This is a genomic window from Chitinophaga eiseniae (genome assembly GCF_012641265.1).
Lineage (GTDB): Bacteria > Bacteroidota > Bacteroidia > Chitinophagales > Chitinophagaceae > Chitinophaga > Chitinophaga eiseniae_A.
On sequence record NZ_JABAHZ010000003.1, the window covers coordinates 191,742 to 213,522 of the forward strand.

General features: G+C 46.5%; 16 protein-coding genes. 9 read left to right on the forward strand and 7 right to left on the reverse strand.

What is annotated here, in order from left to right:
• From HGH91_RS14610 to HGH91_RS14625, 4 genes are read left to right on the forward strand one after another with little or no spacing between them, the layout of a single operon-like run.
• Positions 1-1,137, forward strand: a complete 1,137-nt coding sequence (locus tag HGH91_RS14610) for an iron-containing alcohol dehydrogenase (RefSeq protein WP_168739324.1) — start codon at positions 1-3, stop codon at positions 1,135-1,137.
• A 2-nt stretch (positions 1,138-1,139) separates the two neighbouring features.
• Complete coding sequence (locus HGH91_RS14615; protein ID WP_168739326.1) at positions 1,140-1,856, forward strand: gamma-glutamyl-gamma-aminobutyrate hydrolase family protein; 717 nt, start codon at positions 1,140-1,142, stop codon at positions 1,854-1,856.
• Positions 1,853-3,220, forward strand: coding sequence for an aldehyde dehydrogenase family protein (locus tag HGH91_RS14620; RefSeq protein WP_168739327.1), 1,368 nt, complete (start codon positions 1,853-1,855; stop codon positions 3,218-3,220). The genes HGH91_RS14615 and HGH91_RS14620 overlap by 4 nt, the downstream gene beginning before the upstream one ends.
• A gap of 49 nt (positions 3,221-3,269) precedes the next feature.
• The gene (locus HGH91_RS14625; protein ID WP_168739329.1) at positions 3,270-4,571 is read left to right on the forward strand and encodes a hypothetical protein; all 1,302 of its coding nucleotides are present in this window, start codon (positions 3,270-3,272) and stop codon (positions 4,569-4,571) included.
• Positions 4,572-4,576: 5 nt separating this feature from the next.
• Here the strand turns inward: HGH91_RS14625 and HGH91_RS14630 are convergent, their stop codons facing one another.
• Both HGH91_RS14630 and asnA read right to left on the reverse strand, forming a co-directional pair.
• The gene (locus HGH91_RS14630) at positions 4,577-5,014 is read right to left on the reverse strand and encodes a DoxX family protein (protein ID WP_168739331.1); all 438 of its coding nucleotides are present in this window, start codon (positions 5,012-5,014) and stop codon (positions 4,577-4,579) included.
• A 147-nt stretch (positions 5,015-5,161) separates the two neighbouring features.
• Positions 5,162-6,148: an aspartate--ammonia ligase gene (asnA, locus tag HGH91_RS14635; protein WP_247651751.1), complete on the reverse strand. Its 987-nt coding sequence runs from the start codon at positions 6,146-6,148 to the stop codon at positions 5,162-5,164.
• A gap of 435 nt (positions 6,149-6,583) precedes the next feature.
• On the opposite strand from asnA, the gene HGH91_RS14640 reads away from it, so the two are divergent.
• Together HGH91_RS14640 and HGH91_RS14645 are read left to right on the forward strand one after the other, a co-directional pair.
• Positions 6,584-7,174 (forward strand): hypothetical protein, encoded by a 591-nt coding sequence (locus tag HGH91_RS14640; protein ID WP_168739333.1) that lies wholly within the window; start codon positions 6,584-6,586, stop codon positions 7,172-7,174.
• Positions 7,175-7,249: 75 nt separating this feature from the next.
• Positions 7,250-7,591 (forward strand): HopJ type III effector protein, encoded by a 342-nt coding sequence (locus tag HGH91_RS14645; protein ID WP_168739335.1) that lies wholly within the window; start codon positions 7,250-7,252, stop codon positions 7,589-7,591.
• Between the two features lie 49 nt (positions 7,592-7,640).
• On the opposite strand, the gene HGH91_RS14650 is transcribed toward HGH91_RS14645, so the two are convergent.
• From HGH91_RS14650 to HGH91_RS14670, 5 genes are all read right to left on the reverse strand, one after another.
• Entirely contained in the window at positions 7,641-9,167 is a 1,527-nt protein-coding gene (locus HGH91_RS14650) for a TlpA disulfide reductase family protein (RefSeq protein WP_168739337.1), read from the reverse strand.
• A gap of 11 nt (positions 9,168-9,178) precedes the next feature.
• Positions 9,179-10,708 (reverse strand): RagB/SusD family nutrient uptake outer membrane protein, encoded by a 1,530-nt coding sequence (locus tag HGH91_RS14655; protein ID WP_168739338.1) that lies wholly within the window; start codon positions 10,706-10,708, stop codon positions 9,179-9,181.
• A gap of 10 nt (positions 10,709-10,718) precedes the next feature.
• A complete protein-coding gene (locus tag HGH91_RS14660; protein WP_168739340.1) occupies positions 10,719-14,270 on the reverse strand; it encodes a SusC/RagA family TonB-linked outer membrane protein in 3,552 nt (1,183 codons plus the stop codon).
• Between the two features lie 180 nt (positions 14,271-14,450).
• On the reverse strand, positions 14,451-15,617 hold the full coding sequence (locus HGH91_RS14665) for a FecR family protein (protein ID WP_168739342.1): 1,167 nt from the start codon (positions 15,615-15,617) through the stop codon (positions 14,451-14,453).
• Positions 15,618-15,687: 70 nt separating this feature from the next.
• The gene (locus tag HGH91_RS14670; protein WP_168739344.1) at positions 15,688-16,254 is read right to left on the reverse strand and encodes an RNA polymerase sigma factor; all 567 of its coding nucleotides are present in this window, start codon (positions 16,252-16,254) and stop codon (positions 15,688-15,690) included.
• Positions 16,255-16,512: 258 nt separating this feature from the next.
• Between HGH91_RS14670 and HGH91_RS14675 the strand changes: the two genes are divergently transcribed.
• The 3 genes from HGH91_RS14675 to HGH91_RS14685 all read left to right on the forward strand — a co-directional run bounded on the left by HGH91_RS14675 (position 16,513) and on the right by HGH91_RS14685 (position 21,755).
• On the forward strand, positions 16,513-17,091 hold the full coding sequence (locus HGH91_RS14675) for an RNA polymerase sigma factor (RefSeq protein ID WP_168739346.1): 579 nt from the start codon (positions 16,513-16,515) through the stop codon (positions 17,089-17,091).
• Between the two features lie 96 nt (positions 17,092-17,187).
• Positions 17,188-18,147, forward strand: a complete 960-nt coding sequence (locus HGH91_RS14680; RefSeq protein ID WP_168739347.1) for a FecR family protein — start codon at positions 17,188-17,190, stop codon at positions 18,145-18,147.
• 167 nt (positions 18,148-18,314) lie between these two features.
• Complete coding sequence (locus HGH91_RS14685; RefSeq protein WP_211092305.1) at positions 18,315-21,755, forward strand: TonB-dependent receptor; 3,441 nt, start codon at positions 18,315-18,317, stop codon at positions 21,753-21,755.
• The last annotated feature ends 26 nt before the right edge of the window (positions 21,756-21,781 follow it).

A 21,781-nucleotide genomic window follows, 5' to 3' on the forward strand; every position in this document is an offset into this window, starting at 1 on the left:
ATGGCAGCTCAGTTTAATTTTCCAACTACCATCCGCTTCGGAGCAGGCGTTATCAGTGAACTTCCCGCCTATCTTCAGAAAAACGGATTATCAAAGCCCTTGATTGTAACAGATCCTACCGTGGCAGGATTATCATTTTTTAAAGCGATTGTCAACGATCTGCAGGCACATCATCTTTCTGTAGAAGTATTCAGCGATATCCATAAAAACCCGGTAAAAAGTGATGTGTATAAAGGCACAGAAGTGTTTGATCATACACAACGCGACAGCATCATCGGTATAGGCGGAGGAGCCGCCCTGGATGTGGCCCGTGCCATTGTGCTGCGCGTGCATCACCGGGAGGACTTATTTAAATACGATGATCTTATTGGCGGTGATATTTATGTCACCAATGATGTACCTCATTTCGTTACCGTTCCTACGACCGCCGGCACCGGCAGCGAAGTAGGCAGAAGCGCAATCATTGCTGATGATGAAACGCATCAGAAAAAAATACTATTCTCCCCTAAACTAATGGCGAAAATTGTATTTGCCGATCCGATGCTCACCATGGAACTCCCGCCTTCCGTAACTGCCGCTACCGGCATGGATGCGCTGACCCATAACATGGAAGCATTCCTGGCCAAAAATCCACATCCCCTTTGCGATGGGATTGCGCTGGAAGGAATATGGCTCATCAAAAACTCCCTGGTAAGAGCCACCAATAATCCCGATATCGAAAGCAGGAGCAATATGCTGATGGCCTCCATGATGGGCGCCATCGCTTTTCAGAAAGGATTGGGTGTGGTACACTCGCTGGCACATCCCCTGTCGTCCCTGCTGGATACCCACCACGGCCTCGCCAATGCCGTGAATATTCCTTATGGTATGCGGTTCAATATTGCCGGGTTTGAAGATAAATTCCGCCGCATTGCCAGAACGCTCGAACTGAAAGAAGAAACCGGGGAAGCCGTGGTAAAATATTTATTCGACCTCAATACCATGGTAAATATACCACACCACCTCAGCGACATCGGCGTGAAGGAAAGTCATATTGATACGCTCGCCGACCTCGCCTTCGCCGACTTCGCACATCCTAACAATCCCAAGCCCGTAACCAGGGCCGATTTCAAACAGCTGTACCAAAATGCTTTATAATCATGAAGAAAAAAATTGGTATCAGTTATACGGAAGCCAACTTCGCTAATTACGAAAACTGGTTCCTGCCCGCAGAACTGGGAGATGATATAGAACTGGTCATCCTCTCCTTTATCAACAATAATGTGGACGATATCTTCGCCTGCGATGGATTTGTGTTAACCGGGGGCGTAGATGTTTTACCCGCTCTATATGGTGGCGCCGAACACTATCCCCATCAACCTAACCACTTCTTACCGGAAAGAGATGCCTTTGAAAAAAAGATCTATGAATATGCCCAGCAACAACGAATCCCGGTATTAGGCATCTGCCGGGGATTGCAGTATATCAATATCCTGGAAGGAGGGAAAGTATATGAAGACATTGGAGAACCGGCTAATAAAATCCATAAGAAAGAAACCGCCGATAAAATACACGGTGTCAATATCCGCGAAGACAGTCTCCTGTACGCCATTACCGGCGCTACTCACGGTCAGGTGAACAGTGCCCACCACCAGGGTATTCATCCCGCTCACCTGGGTAATAACCTCATGGTGAGTGCTACCTCCGATACCAATGATGGCATCATTGAAGGCATTGAATTCAAGGATAAAACAGGCAAAGCCTTTATGCTCTGCGTACAGTGGCATCCGGAAAGAATGCAGGAGAAAGAAGTAAATCCGCTTTCTCAAAAAATTAAAACACAATTTATCCAGGAAGTAAGAAACCATACAAAATGAAAGTCATTAATCCCGCCACTGGCGCCACCCTGAGAATACTGCGTGATGATACCCGCGACACCTTGCAGGACATGTATATGCGCTTGAAAGTAACCCAGCCCAAATGGGCCGCCACCAGCCTCGCAGCGCGAATGAAGATCATCGCCAGGTTCAGCCAGTTGCTGCAAACCCATACAGAAAGACTGGCTGGCATACTTACTTCAGAAACGGGTAAACCCCTGCAACAATCCAGGAATGAAATCAATGGCGCCCGCACCCGCATACAATGGATGCTGGACAATGCCGAAAAATTCCTGGCAGATGAATGGGTTACCAACTCAGATGCATTAAAAGAAAAAATTTCCTACGAGCCACTGGGAATCGTTTGTAATATCTCTGCCTGGAATTACCCTTACCTAGTAGGCGTGAATGTGTTTATACCCGCTCTGCTGGCCGGCAATGCTGTATTGTACAAACCATCGGAATACGCTACCCTCACCGGTATGGAAATAGAAAGCCTGCTGGTACAGGCCGGGCTCGATCCCAACCTTTTTGTCATGGCTACTGGCGGAAAAGAAACCGGCGAAGCACTGCTAACCATGAAATTAGATGGCTACTTCTTTACCGGGTCTTACAAAACCGGGAAATATATTTACGAAAAAGTGGCCGGAAAAATGGTTCCCTGTCAGCTGGAACTGGGAGGCAAAGACCCACTGTATGTAGCTGACGACGTCAACGACATTGCCGCTGTAGCCGCTGCTACGGCCGACGGCGCTTTTTATAACAATGGCCAGAGCTGCTGCGCCGTAGAACGTATATACGTTCACGAAAAAATATACGACGACTATGTGAACGCATTTGTAGCCTCCGTTCGCTCCTGGAAGTTAGGATTACCTACGGAAGAAGGGGTTTACTTCGGCGCTCTCACCCGCCCCGATCAGCTCAAAGTACTGGAAGACCAAATACTCGAAGCACGAGCCAAAGGCGCTACCCTGCTGCTGGGCGGAAAACGTATTGAACACGAGGGCAACTTTTTCGAGCCTACCATCCTGTCGGATGTAAATAACAAAATGAAAGTCATGCAGGAAGAAAGCTTTGGCCCCATTATCGGTATCATGAAAGTGAACAGCGATGCAGAAGCGGTGGAGCTGATGAATGATACAGACTATGGCCTCACCGCCGCGGTATACTCAGGCAGCCAGGACAGAGCCGCACAAATCCTGTCACAGGTCAACAGTGGTACCGGCTACTGGAACTGCTGCGATCGCGTAACAGCAGGCCTTCCCTGGGCCGGCAGAAAACATTCCGGCTTTGGTGCTACCCTCTCCCACCAGGGGTTACGGGCATTTACCAAAACAAAATCATGGCAGATGAAAAGTGAATAAAGTAGTGTTGAAGAAAAAGATGTAAGTTGCCGTCCATTGTAGTTAACTGATGAAGAACCGTATCTTTTACATAGTACTGTTGCTATTCCTGGGCCTGGCAGCCCATACTAACGCGCAGGCCGATAAATGGACCGGCACCTGGCGTATGGAATATAAACCCTGGCCGGGCCGCCCTCCGCTGGTAATAGAACTGCAGGTAGGATTACCCGGCCAGCAAACACTGTACCCCGCGTTACTAAAACTGGACTATGGCAACACCTTTCATGGCGTTTATGAATTGCTGCTGGCCACCAAAAGTGCTACCCAGCTGGGCATTGGCCGGTTTAAATATCCCGTTAGCGAAACGCCCTTCCGTCTCGGCTCCTGGATGCTTTATCTAAATGGCACCTTCAACTACGGCAAACCAACTAACGGTCCCGCCTATATGCAACTCAGCCGGATGTGGATCAAAGATTTCGGCCTTTTCATGAAAGGGCTGGATGACGACGATGAAATATACACCAGTACCAAGGTTACGCTCAGAGGCTTGCTATACCAGGACAGTATACGGCTGAAAAAGATCAACGCCCAACCCTGGACTGGTCCGCATACCAACAGGATCATTCATCCCGAAGAAGATAGCATTTACTTTGGCATTTATGACCAGGTGATTACTTCCGACAGCGTCGTTCAATTATCCATCAAAGACGACGACCAGCTCGATAAAGACACCGTTACCCTGGTACACAACGGCCGCGTACTACTACATCGTATGGAGATGAACGATCAAACCCGTGAGCAACGCATCCTTCTGGACACCGGCATGAACATCCTCACCTTTTTTGCCGACAACTACGGAGGCCTTCCTCCCAATACCGGCAATATGCGGATCACCACGGAAGGGAAAACACATGTTTTTGATTTTGCGCACCGGGCCAACTGGTATGCCACCTACCTGGTAGCACAATTTTATAGGAAGCCTGCTGCGCCCACAGCCCCTATCAAGGCGCCGCCGCCAACGACAACCCGGAAAAATGAATCACTCACCAGTTTTACCGTACATCAGGCAGATATTATACTGGAACTATGGGACGCCCAACAGGAAGATGGAGACAGTATTTCCTTACGGCTAAATGATAACTGGATAGCCACCGGGCTGCCGGTAAAGAAAGCGGTACAGCAAATAAAAATATCGCTGCAACCCGGCGAAAATACGCTGCTCTTTATGGCAGATAACCTCGGCAGCATTCCACCTAATACGGCGGCACTCCGCATCCGGTTTGGCACACAGGCCAAAACGCTGGAACTGAAAACAGATTTCCAACGCAATAACCTGGTGAAGATCATATATGATCCTCCCGCCCAACCATAAGCTTACTATTTGTTTCTCAGCGCATCCACACTCCATTTATACCCGGAAAGTGTGGATAACAAAAAGCTGGCGGCGCTGGCGGTAAATACGGAGTAATTCAACGGAGACTGTATCCCAAAAGCCACAGCCATAGACAATCCAAACAACAATAACAGGATGCCACTACCCAGAGCGGCCAAACGTGTCCATAATCCAATAACCAATAGCAATCCAAAGCCTATTTCTCCCGCAGTAGCTACCGCGGCAAAAAACTCGGCCACTTTGTACGGTAAAAAGGACATCAATTGATAGGCATAGGTCATGAAATGCTGCCAGTCGCCCCAGCTGATGCGGGCGCCTCCGGGAGGTCCCCAAACACCCAGGCGATCCAGTCCGGCACAGAGATAGCTGGCGCCCAGCGCCCATCTTAAATATAATTGCAGCAATGGCTGTTGATGTTTCATCGATCATTCATTTACCCGGTAAAAGTACGTTACACAAACGAAGTGGCAGTAGTCCAGTTCTCCGATAACTGGTAGTCCAACCGGCATAAAAAAACCGTTGCCGGCTGCTAATAGCAACCGGCAACGGTTATAATATGATATCATTCCTTATGCGTCGGGCCAGATGCCTGACTGTACTTCTGAAATTTTCTTTTTCTGCAGCAGGAACATGCACAGCCTGGATTGTCCGATTCCTCCGCCAATACTGAGTGGATACACGTTATTGAGCACGTTGCTGTGGAACTGTAAACCACTTCTGTGCCCGCAGCCCAGCAATGTCAGTTGACTGCCCAGCGATGCAGCATTTACACGTATTCCCATGGAAGATATTTCCAATGCCCTGTCCAGTGCCGGGTTCCACAAAATCAAATCACCGTTCAGGCCCTGATAGCCGTCTTCGTTATCAGATGACCAGTCATCATAATCCGGGGCACGATCGTCATGCACGGCATTGTTGGAAAGCTTTCCACCGATACCCATAATAAATACGGCGCCATGGAGTTTGGCAATCCGGTTTTCGCGCTCTTTGCAGTCCAGGTCGGGATACAGCTGTAGCAGCTCTTCGCTGTGTATAAAATAAACAGATTCAGGTAAGTCCAGCACCCGTACATGTTTTTCTTCCAGCATTTTATTGGTATCCAGGATGGCCTGGTAAATTTTCTTTACCGTTTCTTTCAGATAGGGAATGTTCCGGTGTTCATCCAGGATACATTTTTCCCAATCCCACTGGTCTACATAAAAACTATGTATATCCGACACCACTTCATCGGGCCGGATGGCTCTCATATCCGTAACAATGCCGGTTTCCGGCTCCATGTCCAGCTCATGCAGGCGCATTCTTTTCCACTTGGCGAGCGACTGTACAATTTCCACCTGGTAGGGAATATTTTTCAGGTTAAAGCGGATGGGTTGTTCCACTCCATTTAAATCGTCATTAAACCCGGTGCCGGATTTTACAAATAAAGGCGCGGATACTTTGGTTAAGGATAACTGTTTACATAACTGTGTGGAAAAATAATCCTTTATCAGGGAAACACCTTTCTCCCCGTAAAGCAATTCTTCTTTAGATACTTTAGCTGGCTTTGTCATCTGCATGATGCAATAACTTTTTAAATTTTGATAAAAATGAAGAATGATTGTTTTGGCGACCTATATAATCACTAAAATAGTTCTTTCACTGTATAAATCTCAACAAAAGAACGAAATTATTAAACACTTTCCATTCAAACCGAAAAATTTACAGAAAAATGGGATAAAAACCGATTTTTATTCGACAAATTGGCTAATAACTGTGTAAAATCATAAAAAACGGGGACGTCATTCCATTTTTATTCATTTCATTTGATAGTTTAAGATACTTATTATCATAAGAAGAAAGATGGCATTGGCGGTACAACTTCACCGGACCGTCGTTTGCGCCGGTCCATTCTTTTTGCTACCAACTCCAAAGCCGCTATATTTGATCCTTGAAAAATCATATTGCTAACCCCATCCGGCATTAACGCACCCACCGGTGGAAAACAATCATCCATGAACAACAAAATAAAAATACTCAGCCTCACACTAAGCCTCTGGGCTGCTACCACAGCCGCACAATCCAAAGTAAACGACTACCTTCACATTCCCGGCCCTATTCAGTTGAACAACACCAGCTACAACCTGGTATGGACTTCCCATCCCAACAACAACTACTACAAGCAAGAATACCTTACAGCAGGCGACAACCTCGAAAAATTTAAATCGCTTGTTACGGTTGACTTTCTCCAGGGCAACTTCCAGCCCCGGGATCTGGCCGGCCAGAAAGTGGAAGAATTGAAGAAATTGAAGGCCACCAACCCGATGATCAACTACAACGTTTATGAAAAGAACCAGGAATATATCCTCGACTTCCTTATCAGTCAAGCCTCCGCAGATGGGAAAGGTATTGCCATTATAGAAAGAAATGTATACCGCTATCATGCCGTTGACAACAACGGCGTTAAGGGCCTGTTACTCTTCGCTGCCAGCCAACGGGCATACGGCCCGGAAGTAACTGCCTTTCTGAAAAAATTATCAGTGGAGAAAAGTAAGTTGGTAGACGCTGTGGCCACGTATAAATTACCGGAAGTGAGTATTAAATAAACGCTTTGGAGAAAATTTTTATTTTTGCCCCCATTAAAAGGGGCACTGCCTCTTCCGTTAAATATTATATACTACATGAAAGAAGCACTGACTACTTTACTTAAGAATTTAAAAGACAACACCGCCACTTTCAAAGAGGTGATTGAATTTATAGAAACACATTACCAGCATCAACCCACCGCTTTTAAAAACGGCGACGCCTATAATGAAGCCACGCAAAACCAGGGCAGTGCCAAAGTTTTTGCTTTTGCCCGGTTGCAACAGCTAAGTAAAGAAGATACGCTTTATTTATTTGCAGAACATTATCAATCAGTGCTGCAGCATCCGGAGGGAACAGATCACCAGAATATCCGGCAGTTTATGACGCACGGCTGGGATGGGGTTGTGTTTGAAGGAACAGCGTTATTGGCAAAGTAAATTAAAAGACAAAAGGGCCGGCAAATTTATATCTGCCGGCCCTTTTTAATTATTTTCGTTTCAACACGGAACCAATCATCAATTCCAGCGTCCGTTCATTACTTCCATCTATCCGGAAATCTGTAAACACGAGCTGTCCATTTTGATCGATGAGGAAGTTGGTAGGTTCTCCCCGTACTTTATATACCCTGGCAGCCCAATCGCCGTCGGCGCGTAGCGGGGTGAAGGAATAACCCGTTCCTTTCATAAATGGTACTACATATTCGTCCTGGTCGGGAGATACATTAATTCCCACGTAGGCTACATCCTGTCCCTTAAATTTGTCCATTACATTTTGAAAATGTGGAAATTCGCCGCGGCAGGGACCACAACCAGGGAACCAGAAAGTCAGCAGCACTACTTTCCCCTTGTAATCTTCCAGGGAAGCAGTTCCGGAGGAAGTATACAGGCCGAGGTTAAAAGGAGGCGCAGGTTTAATGGCCTGTTGTCTTATCTGCCATACATCATTTTCTATCTGCTGATGATCTTTTCCCTGGGCCTTTCCATATACTTCCAGCCCTTTCCATAAATCGTCTGTTGGCTCCTTGGCGTAAATAGTAGCCAGCCCGTTATAGGCATCAGCGGTATTTCCCAAACCATGGGCAGCCTGGGCTTTCAACTGGGCGATAAAGGTAGTCAGTCTTGAATAGCGGGGCAGTTTTATGCCAGCCAGCATATCAGCGGCTTCTTTAAATTGCTGCTGTTGTATCAGGGTGTGGATCGTCACAATCTTTCCTGCCAGGGTATCTTTTGCCCCCCAGCCTTCCTGGCCCTTCAGGGCAGCTGCCAGCGCTACCGCCTTTGCGGGATTGGTTTTCAGGTAGATACTAAACAAGTCATCCATGCCTCCCGACGACCAGCTGAACTTTGCCGGCGGATAGGCAGCACGCATCTGCTCATACACCATAATTTTTTCTGCGGTATCCCGGCTCCGGGCGCCCAGCCAGTATAAGCCCTGTGCCCCACGCTCGCTTTGCGGAAATTTTTTGGCCAGGTCATACAACATGGTCCGCCATTTCTTCCCGTCGACATGCTCAAAATCCATGGCATAATAAAAAGCATAACCCGGATCTGAAGGATCGGCTGCAGATGCTTTGCCCATATATTCTCTTGCACCGTCCTGGTTTCCCCAGCGGTCAGCATCAATAGACAAATCCCTCCAGGCCGGGGCCAGCCGGGGATTCAATGCTACGGCTTTTAACAGGTACGGTCTGGCCTTTGGACTTTCTACATCCGCAAAGGCTTCGCCCAGCGCAAAGGGTACAACCGCTGATTTGGGAAATTGTTTTGCCCATTGCTCATACTGTCCCTTCAGCAGCGACACCACAGAATCGCCATTGCGGTAAGACGCATTGGGAATACTTTTACGAAATGCGGCTATAAACTCGTGATGCGCCCCCAGGCTATCGGGATACTTCCCTATCACCGCTTTTAACTCACTGACACTTGCTTTGCTTTCCTGCGCCAGCGCGGGCATTACCGGGAGCCCTGCCAACAGCAGGGCAATACCGGTATGGATGATTTTCTTACAAGTCATATGGATGGTTTTTAATATTTATTTTGTTCAATTAAACCGTTACTGGAAATAATTTCTGTACGGGGAAGCGGCGCTGCAAAACGCCGTCCATTCTTAGGCAGCGAATAAGTCTGCGTTGGCTCTCCCACCGATACCTTTGCATTATTATATGGATAAAATGTTCTGTTGAGTACTACATCATCATTTGGATCCTCGTTGTTATTCAACCGCCTGATGTCAAACCAGCGTTGTGTAAAAGGCATTTCCCGGCGGCGTTCTTCCAGGATCAGTTTTATCGCATCATCTTTACCAGCGGCCGTAAGATTGACCCAGGGACCAGGCTTCATGCGTTTTGCCCGTAGGGTATTTACCGCTGTCATTGCATCGCTGATATTGTTGGCACGCGCCTGGCACTCCGCCTTTATCAGCAGCATCTCCGCAACTGTAGGACCTGAAGGTATCCGGTCTTTAAAAAAGAAAATGTATCCCGGGTAACTATATGCCGGTTTGATCAAACCACGGTCGTAAGAATAATTTTCTACGATATGATATTCATAACGCAGATCGTGATCCCGGTCGTACAGATCCAGCAAAGCCTTGCTGGGTATGTACCACCAGGATTCATGGTACAGCATCCGGAAGTACAGGAACTCTTTCCAGCCTATCATATCTGTCATGTCGGACTGGTTGTTGTGCGTATACGGATATTTAATAGTCACTGTTTGTGCATTCGGTGTACCCGCATTAATCGTTACGTTCCCGTCATTCCCGTATTTCATCTCCGTATTATAATCTACCAGTTGGCTGTACTCTGCTAATGCTGCGTTGGCATACTTCAGCGCCTCCGTATAATTATTCCGGTTTAAATAATAACGTGCTGCAAAGCCGCTAACCCCTGCTTTGCTGGCCCGCCAGTGGCGGGGTGTTCCTCCCCCGGTCAGTGATACCGGTGTTTTCAGCGCTTCCACCAGGTCTGATTCGATCAGGTTATACACCTTTTCCAGTGGTTGGCGCACTACCGGCTCTTCAAACCCGGTGCCCTGCTTTAGCGGTAAACCGGCTTCCTGTTTATTGGCATCTGTAAAAGGTAAACAATAAGTGTTGGCCAATACCCAATAGCTGTAGGCCCTGATGAAATGTGCATCTGCCTTTATAACCGCTTTTTCATCGGCTGTACCAGTCACTTTATCTACATAGGACAGGGCCATATTGGCATTAAAGATCTTTCTATATTCTCCGCTCCAGAACGATTCACGGCCATCATCCGGGAGGTTGTTGATATCCCATAACGTAAACTCCACCAGTGCCATGGAAAAGGTAGAAGGACGGGCATTGTACAGGTCTAGCGGAAGATCTGCATCATCGGTACTGTAAATGGCGGTCCTGTTACCTTCCTGGTAAAAGGTGCTATAATTATTCAACAACGCATTTAGCTGTGCAGTAGTGGTTACTACCAGCGACGATGTTTTTGAAGGCGGTTCATTCAGGTATTTATCACATGAAGAGAGTAAAGTCAGCAGTGCCATACCCGGCAACAAGCGGTATATTTTATTGATCAGCATGATGGCAGATTTAAAGCGTTAATTTAAGTCCGAATGTAAATTTTGGCTGTGGCTTCATACCTCCCAGCGGATATTCCGGATCTTCTCCATAACTGTTGGCGAGGATGGTAAAAAGATCATTCCCCTGCGCATACAACTGCAGCCCGCCAATGTGCATAGCAGATGTCAGTCTCTTTTTCAGGCGGTAGGTAATATTCAGTTCCTGCATCCGGATATGCGATGCGTTTGCAGCCAGGTAACTCATGTAAGGATAAAACCGGTCCCAGAAATAAAACTTAGGCTCATCATCGTTCTGCGGCAAGGGCACTATCTTCATGGGATCGCCATTCATGACTTCACCCAGTTTCTTGTTGGGTAATACCCGGGATCCCCAGAGTACGGGATAGTTAAACGACATGCGGTTAAACACATGGCCAAATTTCCCGGTAATGATAAATGATACATCAAAGTCATATAGTTTGAAAGCATTCACCAATCCCAGCGTGTAAGGTGCTACCTGTGTTCCCATATCCAGCATATAATCCCTGCCATCGCCGGGTGTCCAGCCGGTAAAATTATACATGTCTTTTCCCGCGCCCTTTACATAAGGCTGTTTGTCGTATACGCCCGCATATTGAAAACTCCAGAGCGTATTCGCGTCCTTTCCTTCCACATAGGCGCCGCTGCCACCAGAAAACAACGTAGATGCCGCATAGTTGGCAACAAACAGTTTAGTGATCTTATTTTTATTGTAAGCAAAGTTTACATCTCCTCTCCATATGATATCATTTCCTTTGATGGGTATGTTAGTACCTATGGTAATCTCTATCCCGCGGTTGCTCATTTCTGCATTGTTCAATTTCTGGGACGTGGTACCATTTACCGCCGGAATAGACAATACTGCGATCAGGTCCCTGCCTTTCTTATTGTAAACATCTACCTTCCCATGCAGCCGGTCATTGAAAAGCGTATAGTCGACACCAAAATTCCAGGTGCCTGTTTTCTCCCAACGCAACGTAGGATTTCCGTAGCTGGAAACAGAGGCTTTAAAATCCTGTGTATAGAGGTCCGGTGTAGCCGTGGTGGCTATCAGTGGACGAAAGGCGGTAGACTTATCCACGTTACCATTAAATCCGTAGGTAAGCCGTACATTCAGCCAATCGATCCAGGAAATACCTGACATAAAACGTTCTTTCTGTAGCTGCCAGGCCAGGCCTGCCGACCAGAAAGGCGCATAGCGATATTGTGGATCATCTGTGATCAGGTTTGAGGCATCGGTACGATAACTGCCGGATACGGTGTATTTATTTTTGAAGGTATAAGCGCCGTTGGCATAGAAAGAAAAGTACCTTTCTGTTGCATAAGAGAAAGTATTGGTGTAGGAGAAAGTCTGGTTATTACCCAGCCAGTTTTTAATCGGTGAAAAAGTACCGCCCGGTCCATTTGGAAAGGTGCCCAGGGTAAGGGTTTGATCGTTATACCCATAAGCAGTAGGATTACCGAAGGTTTGTATAACCTGGCTGTTGATTTCTGAACCTGCAATCACATTTACTTCATGTTGTTTTCCGAACCTACGGCTGAAATTAACCTGGTTACGGAAATTATACGACTCTGCCTTGCTCCTGCTTTGTGTGAGCATGCCTCCTTTAGGCAGGTTCAGGGTAATGGCGCCGGTCGGCTGGTTCCAGCTGGCAGCAGTATTCACCCTGCTTCTCACGTAAAAAGTCTGATCGTTGTATAACCCACGGTTAAACGTGTTAAACAGCTCATACTGAATTTTGCTGTCGAACGACAACCCTTTCATTAACCGGAAGGTAAGTCCTGCCTGCATCCTGGCGTTTAACTGCTTAGCGGTGATATCCCGGTTATTCACTTCCTGGATGGGATTGTAAGTCCAGTCAGGATAAGGAAACTTATTCATGGGTACAGACCTCGTTAATATTGGCCAGTAGTACTGGCTGATATTGGTAAGAGAGCCATCGGGGTTCTTCAACATGTCGTAGGGAGATAATCCCTGGATATCACTCAGCGTTACGCCGTTGTTATGCGCATCATTGTATTGCAGCATCGCATTGGCATTAAAATCGAGCCATTTAAATATATTGGCATTGGCGCGATAGTTAAACATATAGTTGTTGGCATTCGTTCCTTTGAAGTTCGATTGTCTTTTTCCGAACAAGAGGGACAGTACGTTGCTCATCCGTTGGGAGCCCCCATAAAGGGTAAGATTATACTGCTGATCCAACGGATTCGCCAACAGGTTTTTTGATATCTGGGAACGGTTATCCTGTGTTTTCAGCTTCTCCAAAACGGCATCACGATCGGCGTTTGACAGGTAGCCGAGATAATTTTCACTCAGCGCCACCGTAGCCTGCGACCATTGCTTGCCATAGTTAGTAGTCAGGTCGCCGGAATTGACCTGTGCTCCCCATCTGTTAAAGGTCAGTTTCTCATAGTCCACTGTTTCTGCAGATGATGCCAGCGGATTTACATAACCCAGGTCAAATTTACTACCCACGCGGGTAAACGCAGAGAACTCCACCCGTAGTGGTACACCATGGGCAGACTTTTTTGTGGTAATAACAATGACGCCATTGGCAGATCTGGCGCCCCAGATAGATGCTGCTGCCGCATCTTTCAGGATGGTCACACTTTCTACGTCATTTGGATTGACAGCATTGAAATCGCCCTGGATAGGAAAACCATCCACTACAACAAGGGGGGTAGCACTGGCATATAAGCTGGTTTTCCCCCTGATTTCAAATGTAGGGTTCCCGTCAACGTCCAGCTTGGCCTGCATGCCGGCAGTGGTACCTATTAGCCGCTGGGCTATATTAACAGCCGGTTTGTCGAGCTGCGATTTGCTGATCACATCAAAGGAGCCGGTGGCGCGCTCCTTTGATATGGTTTGATAGCCAGTAGATACCACGGCTACCGCATCCAGCACATTGGTTTTTGTTTTTAATACAATGGTGAGAAAATTTTTGCCATCCATTTTCATTCTTTGGGTTTCATACCCCACACTACCGATAACTAAGGTGGCATTATCTGCCACGCCAGTCAGCGTAAACTCGCCGTTCTCATCGGTGATAGCCCCCATGGCTCTTCCCTCTACACGTATGCTCACACCGGCAAGCGCTTTGCCGCTTTCATCTGTAATACGACCACGAATAGTAGTGGCCACCAGCACCTGCAACGGAATCGATGGAAAAAGTCTGCTGGGTATGCGCCTCACAATAATAAGATGGTCTTCGATACTGTAAGCATAGGGTAGTCCCTTTAAACAGGCATCCAGCGCTTCTCTCATAGTAACGTTCTTTAACTGGAGATCCAGCAAGGTATTATTCTCCAGCAACGTATTATCGGCAATAAAGGAATAGCCGGACTGTTTTTTAATTTCGCTGAGCGCATGTCTTATGGTCAGGCTTTCCCTTTTGATGGTGATATACTGAGAGTATGTTTTAGCGCTCAGATGCAGTGCGATGATGAGTAATAATATAGTCAGCCGCATGATCTTCCAGATTAAAAGGGGCAATAGCTTTCCCCTGCCCGTAAGGGCATTCCCATTAACAATAAGTTTCATAAATTTGGTTTGTTCAGTGGTACTTTAAAACGAGGTCCTTAAGCAGATTTGGTTGACAAGGTATCCTGAATAACTGCCGGGGGTGAGTCCTAATCACTTCCGGCCTTTTTTTCAGGCATACCGGTGGCCTAACAACTATCCTGTTGTCATACAATTTTTTTTTGGTTGATGAATAAATTTTTATTTAGCGGAAACGATCAGTGTCCGGTTTTCCAGGCGTGCGTTAACGCCATAAACAGTTAGTGCTTTTATTACGTCAGATAAATATACGTTCCGGTCTATCATACCTATAAAGCCGGTTTCCGGTAATGTCCCCTCAATTTTTATCTCAATATTATACCATCGTGCTATTTTTCTCAGGAGTGCCTGCAGGTTGTTACTTTCCAGGGAAAGCTGGCCATTTATCCAGGCCATCGCATCGGCCGGGTTATCCACTTTATTGACGGTTACCTGCACCTGACCAACGCCCACTTGGGCCTGTTCTCCGGGCTTCATCAATGTTCCGTTTACCCGTATCAATCCTTCTACGAGGGTCGTTTTCATGACCGGTTCGTCGGCATAGGCATTGATGTTAAAGGCAGTACCGATATCCTCTATCACGTGTTTACCCACCCGCACTTTAAAAGGTTGTTTCTCGTTATGTACTACTTCAAAATAAACCTCGCCCGTAATATCCACGATTCGCTCTTTGCCGTTAAAGCTCAACGGGTAACGGATAGAACTCGCGGCATTCAGCCATACCCCGCTTCCATCCGGCAACACCATTCTCCACTGCCGGCCTTTATCCGTAGTCACTTCGTTATACACTTCTTCACTGGTTGTTCCCTGGTATTTTATCATCCCATTCTCTTTTACCACCTTCACTTTTCCCTGTACTGCTACCGTACCATTACCCGCACTGTCCAATACCAATGTACTACCGTCCGAGAGGTGCAGCACGGCGCCATTGCCGCCGGGTGCAATATCCGCCCTGGCTGCAAGCACCGGGGAACCTGCTCCCATAGCATGTTGCAGCCACCAATACATACCGGCACCTGCCAGCAGCAAAGCAATGGCCGCTGCAGCAGCCCACACCCGCATACGACGCCGGTAAGGTAATTGCATTGTTTTTGTAAACGGCTTTTCCGTTCTTTTGCCATCAGGCTGACGAATGCTTTTCAGCAACTCCGCCTTTATGTCGTCCTGCAACCCGCTGCTGTCCTCTATATTGTCTGACCCGTTGTCCAGGTCATCCAGGCTATCCATATAACTTTCAATAAAACGTACTTCAGCCGGGCTCGCCTGCCCTGCCTCATATTTTTTGAGTATGGATAGCAAATACTTCTGGTGCCAGTCAGAAAGCTGCATAAAACGCCTTTTTAGTATAGTCACAAAAAAGGACAGATATTCCCGGAAAAAAATATTTTTTTTCCTTTTATCAGATAAAAAAGTGTAGAATGGCCACCAGTGTGCCAAACCGGGTGCGCAGGTGACGAAGGGACAGACTTAAGTTATTCTGTATCGTTTTAGGCGAGAGGTTCATTTCAACCGCTATTTCCTTTACAGACAATTCTTTCAGGAAATACTGTATAAAAATCCGGCGCTGGGTCTCCGGTAATATATCCACCCACCCTTCCAGCAGCTTAATGAAATCCTTTTGTTTCAATACCTGGTCTGCCTCGTAAGGGGAAAAAAGCAGGGTTTCAAATAAATCAAAAAAAGCAGGGATCTTATTCCGGTTGATGTAGTTGATAAGCCTGAAGCGGACCGCCTGCTCCAGGTAGGCAGGAAGGTAACTGATGTTTAGCGCTTCCCGGCGTTTCCAGATATCCAGGAATACGTCATGCACAATTTCTTTAGCCTGCTCCTTATCCGCTTTCTTACGGCAGGCGGATTTGTAAAGCTGGTTCCAGTAACGATCATATATTTCAGTAAAAGCCGCTTCATCGCCGCATTTAAGCAGCGCAATCAGTTGCTCATCTGTATGTATATCGTACTGGGACATAAAAAATATAGACAATGGTTGGTCCCCTAAAGATAATCTGTTTTCATTCAGATGTTTAAAAGATTTTTTGGGTAAAATGTTGCCATATTTCCTTATCCATAGATTAATAGTAAGATAACATTCGGCCTGCCAGCTCCATCCATGGCCCAATACACGTCAAAGAAAGCGTTAAACAAGCCATTATCTTCCATTCCAAAATTTATTATTTGCCCGAAAGCCATATACTTTTGCCAGTAGTAACTGTACTTTCTGTACTCAATGGCATTTAACGAACTGACCGACTTAAATCTGTGGCTCCAGGTAAAACAAGATAAAGGTTTTGCTTTTAAAACACTTTTCGACAGGTACTGGGAAAAGCTGTATGTCTTTGCCTTTAACCGGCTAAAGTCGGAAGCCGACGCAAAGGACGTAGTGCAGGAAGTAATGATTAGTTTATGGTCGCGACGCGCTTCCCTGGATATCGAAACCACTTTGGCCGCTTACCTGCATGCTGCCGTACAGTATGAAGTGCTGAACCATTTTTCCAGGGCCGCTAAAATTGCTGGCCGGAGCGAGGAGTACGAACAAAATATCTTACCCGAATTAACTAGCTATATAGCCCCTTTGCATATAAAAGAGTTAGCGGCACTGGCCGAAGTTGAAATAACCAGGCTGCCTGAAAAAATGCAACAGGTTTACCGGCTACGCCAGGAAAAAAATCTCTCTGTGAAAGAAATCGCCCGCCTGTTAAATATCTCCGAACAAACGGTTCGTAATCAACTTAATTCAAGCTATCAAAAGCTTAAAAAGCATTTAAAAGAAGTGATGCTGGTCGCCATATTTCTACACGGCAACTAAGTCCTCCCATTTGGTAATAATTTGGTAACAATGCCCAGATAGTTAAAATCCTGTTTTTGGAGGCATATAGTCAGGAACATAAAAGCTCCGGGTTATATGGACATAGCAACAATCAGGGAAATGGTTGACAGGTACCTTCAAGGCAAGGCCACCGACCAGGAAAAACAATTCATAGAAAAATGGCTACAAGCCCGGCCCGAAGATGAGCAACCCTTACAGGATCCGGATAGGCAGACGATTCACACAGCGCTTTGGGAGTCATTTACACATCGTACCGACTGGTCATCTTTCGCCACACCCGGGGCAATTCGTAAATCAACCCTGTTCAACTATCGCCCGTGGATAGGATACGCCGCCGCCGCTTTTGTGCTACTCTGTGGTACCGTGTGGCTAACTACCACCTTATCCCAAAAACAATCTGCCACTACACAAACGATTATTGCGTTAAGGGGCGTCCACAAAACGGTGCAGCTGCCAGACAGTACTATAGCCCATCTCTTTCCCGGCGCCACATTGATGATCCCTGGTAATTTTAATAGTAAAGAGCGGCCCGTCACCCTTTCCGGGAAAGTCTTCTTCGAAGTAAAGCAGGATCCCGCCCGCCCCTTCTATGTGCAATCGGGCAAGTTACGTACCCTGGTATTAGGAACCTCCTTTGAAGTAACCGCGCAAGACAGCTTCCATACTGCTGTTGTTGTACGCACCGGTAAGGTGAGTATACAATATGATGGCCGGCAGCTGGCCAACCTGAGCCCCGGGAAACGGCTGCGATATGATGTACAACAAAACAATTTTGCGATCGACGAAGTAAATGCCGCCATGCTCTGCGAATGGTGGAATAATGGAATGGTTTTCAACCAGTCGCCTTTTGAGGAGGTGGTACAATCCATCTCCGACTGGTACGATATCCCAATTGAAATTACCGGTACAAAATGGAAACAGGAAAAAGTAACTATCCGTATCAAAGACCGGTCGCTTACCGAAGCCCTTTCCTTGCTATCAGCCACCCTGGGATTTCAGTATAAAAAGGAAAATAACAGGATTATTATTTATTAACAAACCTAAATACCTATTACGCGTATGATAAAATAAAAAATGAAAGCAATAAAAAACCGGTCTGCGTTTCCAGACCGGAGTATGCTACGCTGGTATCTCACCACCTGCGCAGCACTGTTAAACGCACAGTTCCAATAAGAAGTCTGTAACATTTAATCAATAAAGTTATGCAAAAAAGGATACGCTGTATCATTTGTTTTTTATTCAGTATGATGTTGCTTGTCGCCAACCCCGTTTCGGCGCAGGTGATATCAAAGTCGATCCAACTTCCCCAAAAAGATATAAAAGGGAAAGAGGTACTTGCATTAATAGAAAAAATTGAGCCTGTTCAATTCACCTATGGAAAAGAGGTGAGTGAGCGTTTGGAAAAAGTTCTGCATTTCAATCATTCCAACCCTTCTATTAAGGAGGTATTGGAAACGCTGTATAAAACCTCCGGTATTTCCTATAGTATCAGCAATGGTGCCATTATACTTAAGCCGGCAGCTGCGCCTGGCAACACATTAGATGAAGGCGCTACATTAACAGGAAACGGCCGCGTTGCCGGAAAAATTATTGATGATGAAACCGGGGATCCTTTACCGGCTGTAACAATTCGTATAGGCAGCCTGGGTACCACCAGTAAAACTGATGGCTCCTTCAGTATCCCTTTATCCAAAGGGAAATACCAGGTCCAAATAAGCTCTATCGGATATGTCTCCAAATTAGTGACAGATGTTGAAATAAAAGATGGGCAGGTATTTCAGCTGAATGTGACCATGAAACGGCAGAAAGGTACACTAACAGGTGTTGTGATCACCTCTTCTGCCAGCAGGGAATCTACGGCCTCGTTATACACCCGCCAAAAGAATGAAGCGGGTATTTCAAATGGGATCAGCAGGGAACAGATATCAGCGCTGCCTGACAAAAATATAGGCGAAACGTTGAAACGTATTTCAGGCGTTAGTACGGTCGATAATCGCCGGGTAGTGGTCCGCGGTATCGCCGAGCGCTATAACATTGCCATGATGGATGGCGCTGTTTTACCAAGTACCGATGTACAGGTACGCGATTTCGAATTCGACATTATTCCCAGTAACCTGATAGATAATGTGATCGTATCTAAAACCGCTACACCCGATATGAGCTTCGGTTTCGGCGGTGGCCTCATACAGGTGAATACATTTGCCATTCCCAACGAAAATTTTACGACCGTAAGCGCCGGTACAAAATATATTTCCGGGAGCACGGGTAAAGATTTCCTGGGTTATGGCCGTGGAAAAAAAGATTACCTGGGATTTGATGACGGAGGCAGGAACCATTTTCCCAAAGACCTGATGGCTTTTACCAATGACAATTACAGGCTGACTGACCCCAATGCAACTCCCTCTCCTGGCGTTACTCCAATTACCCCTGCTATGATAGCAGCGCAGAATCAAAGAATAGGTGGTTTCGAACGCCTTGGCACAAGAACCTACAAAGCAGCGCCCGGACAAAACTATCAATTCAGTCTTGGCCGTAATTATAATGTTAACAACAGCCGCTTCGGCTTTGTCGCTTCGCTTAGCTACCGAAATGAACAGGCCATCGACGATATCCCACGTTTTGAAAGAGGGAACTGGGAAAAAATCGGCAACGACCGGTACGACGCCATCACCGGAGAAGAGCTACTGCCAACCTTTTCCAACCAGTATAACTTCGTCACCTCCTGGGGAGCGCTCCTCAATGCCGGCTGGAGTTCAAAGCACCACAAAATCACCATGCGCAATTTCTACTCCCGTGTTTTTAACAACCAATTTTCCCGTATTGTAGGCTGGGGAAATGAAATTGGCGGAGAGCTGCCTGAAATCCGTGAATACGACCGTCCAAAGTTTATCGATATGCTGCAGAACCGCATCAATGGAGAACATACTTTTGGCGCCTTTAAGTTCGAATGGAACATAGCCCGTAACAGCGTTACCAATAATGAGCTGGATGCAGTAGAAGCCTGGCTGTACCCCTATAAAACCCTGAATGGAACCGTATATAACGTAGCCCCTACCGCACTGACTAACCCCGGCTATGGCACATTTAACAGGGCCCAATACTATTACCGCGAAACCAATAAGATAGCAGAAGGGGCATTAAGCTACCAGTTTAAACTGGCAGGACAAAAACAGGTGGTAAAAACCGGGTACCAGTTCATGGAACGTCATGGTTTATACGACTGGATTATTCTGCCCATTGGTAGCGTACAAACGGCTAACAGTGTTTACCCCTATGTGCCGGTACAGCAGTGGGGGCAATTCCTGGACTTTAAAAATCCCCTGAAAGACCTGCTCTATTATCCTGCCGCCTTTTCCAGGAATGGATACGAGGGTAAGAATAACAACCAGGCAATATACGCCATGTTCGACAACCGTTTTACCAAATCGCTCCGGCTGGTGTGGGGTGTTAGAGCAGAATACTATAAATATGAAAGATTTAAAAACAGCGCCAATGACCTGGCAATTGATAAGCTGATTGAACAAGGTGAAAAGACAAAGTATGTAGATCCGGAAACAGGGAAAATTGTAACCGCTACTGCTAACCCCGAAACAGAGGAAAAAACCTGGCGCTACCTGCCTTCTGCTAGTCTTACGGCCACCCCGTTCAGCAACTTCAACATCCGTGCAGCTTATTCACAGTCGGTTGTTCGCCCGGCTTTGATTGAAAATTCACTAATGATTCGTTACGATCCGTCAATCGCCGGCTACCGCCGCAATGAAGGCGTATTGTCTACCGTTATCAATCACTACGACTTTCGCCTGGAGTGGTACCCTAAAGCCGGCGAAGTGATCTCCTTCGGTTATTTCTATAAATATTTCGATCAACCGGTGGAGCTTTACCGTAACTGGACAGATGCCAGCATGCGCGTATATTTAACCACCAGCAACTCCGAATGGGCAAAGGTACATGGCTGGGAAGCAGACCTGCGCAAAAGCCTTGGTTTTATTTACCCGGGCTGGAAATTCCTGGATCAATTATATGCCAGTGCTAACCTCACCCTCCAAACCTCTGTAGTACAGGCAGCCGAATATGGAGGGAAATCAATGAGTGCTGACATATACGGTAACACCTACTCTTACCGTACAAAAAAACTGGTGAAAGAGAAACGTCCACTGTATGGCCAGGTACCGGTATTATACAATTTCGGGATGCAATATACCGGCAATCGCCTGGGCGCCAACGTTGCCTATAACCATATGGGCTATAAGACTTTTGCAACGGGTATGGAACCTAATATCGTAGAATACGAACGTCCGCGTAACCAACTGGATGCACAGATCAGCTATTCATTCCTGAAAAATAAAAAACTGAATGTAAGGTTCAATATGAGTAATCTGACAAATAGCCCATACCGCTTCTACATCAATAGCAACGACACCTATAAAATCCAGGACAAATGGGCCGGTCTGGGAGGATCTTATATCACCGCCACGGAATGGTCAGACATTTACGAATGGAAAGATGGCTTCTCACAGAAATATGAGGCGGGCTATTTAGAAATCTCTTCCGATGGAAAAACTAAAACAAGAGTAGGTGATAAAGAAACCTTTGTCAGGAAGGTAGGCGCTTCATTCAGCTTAACCGCTGCCTATACATTTTAATGTTTCTCCAGTTTCCTAAAAACAAA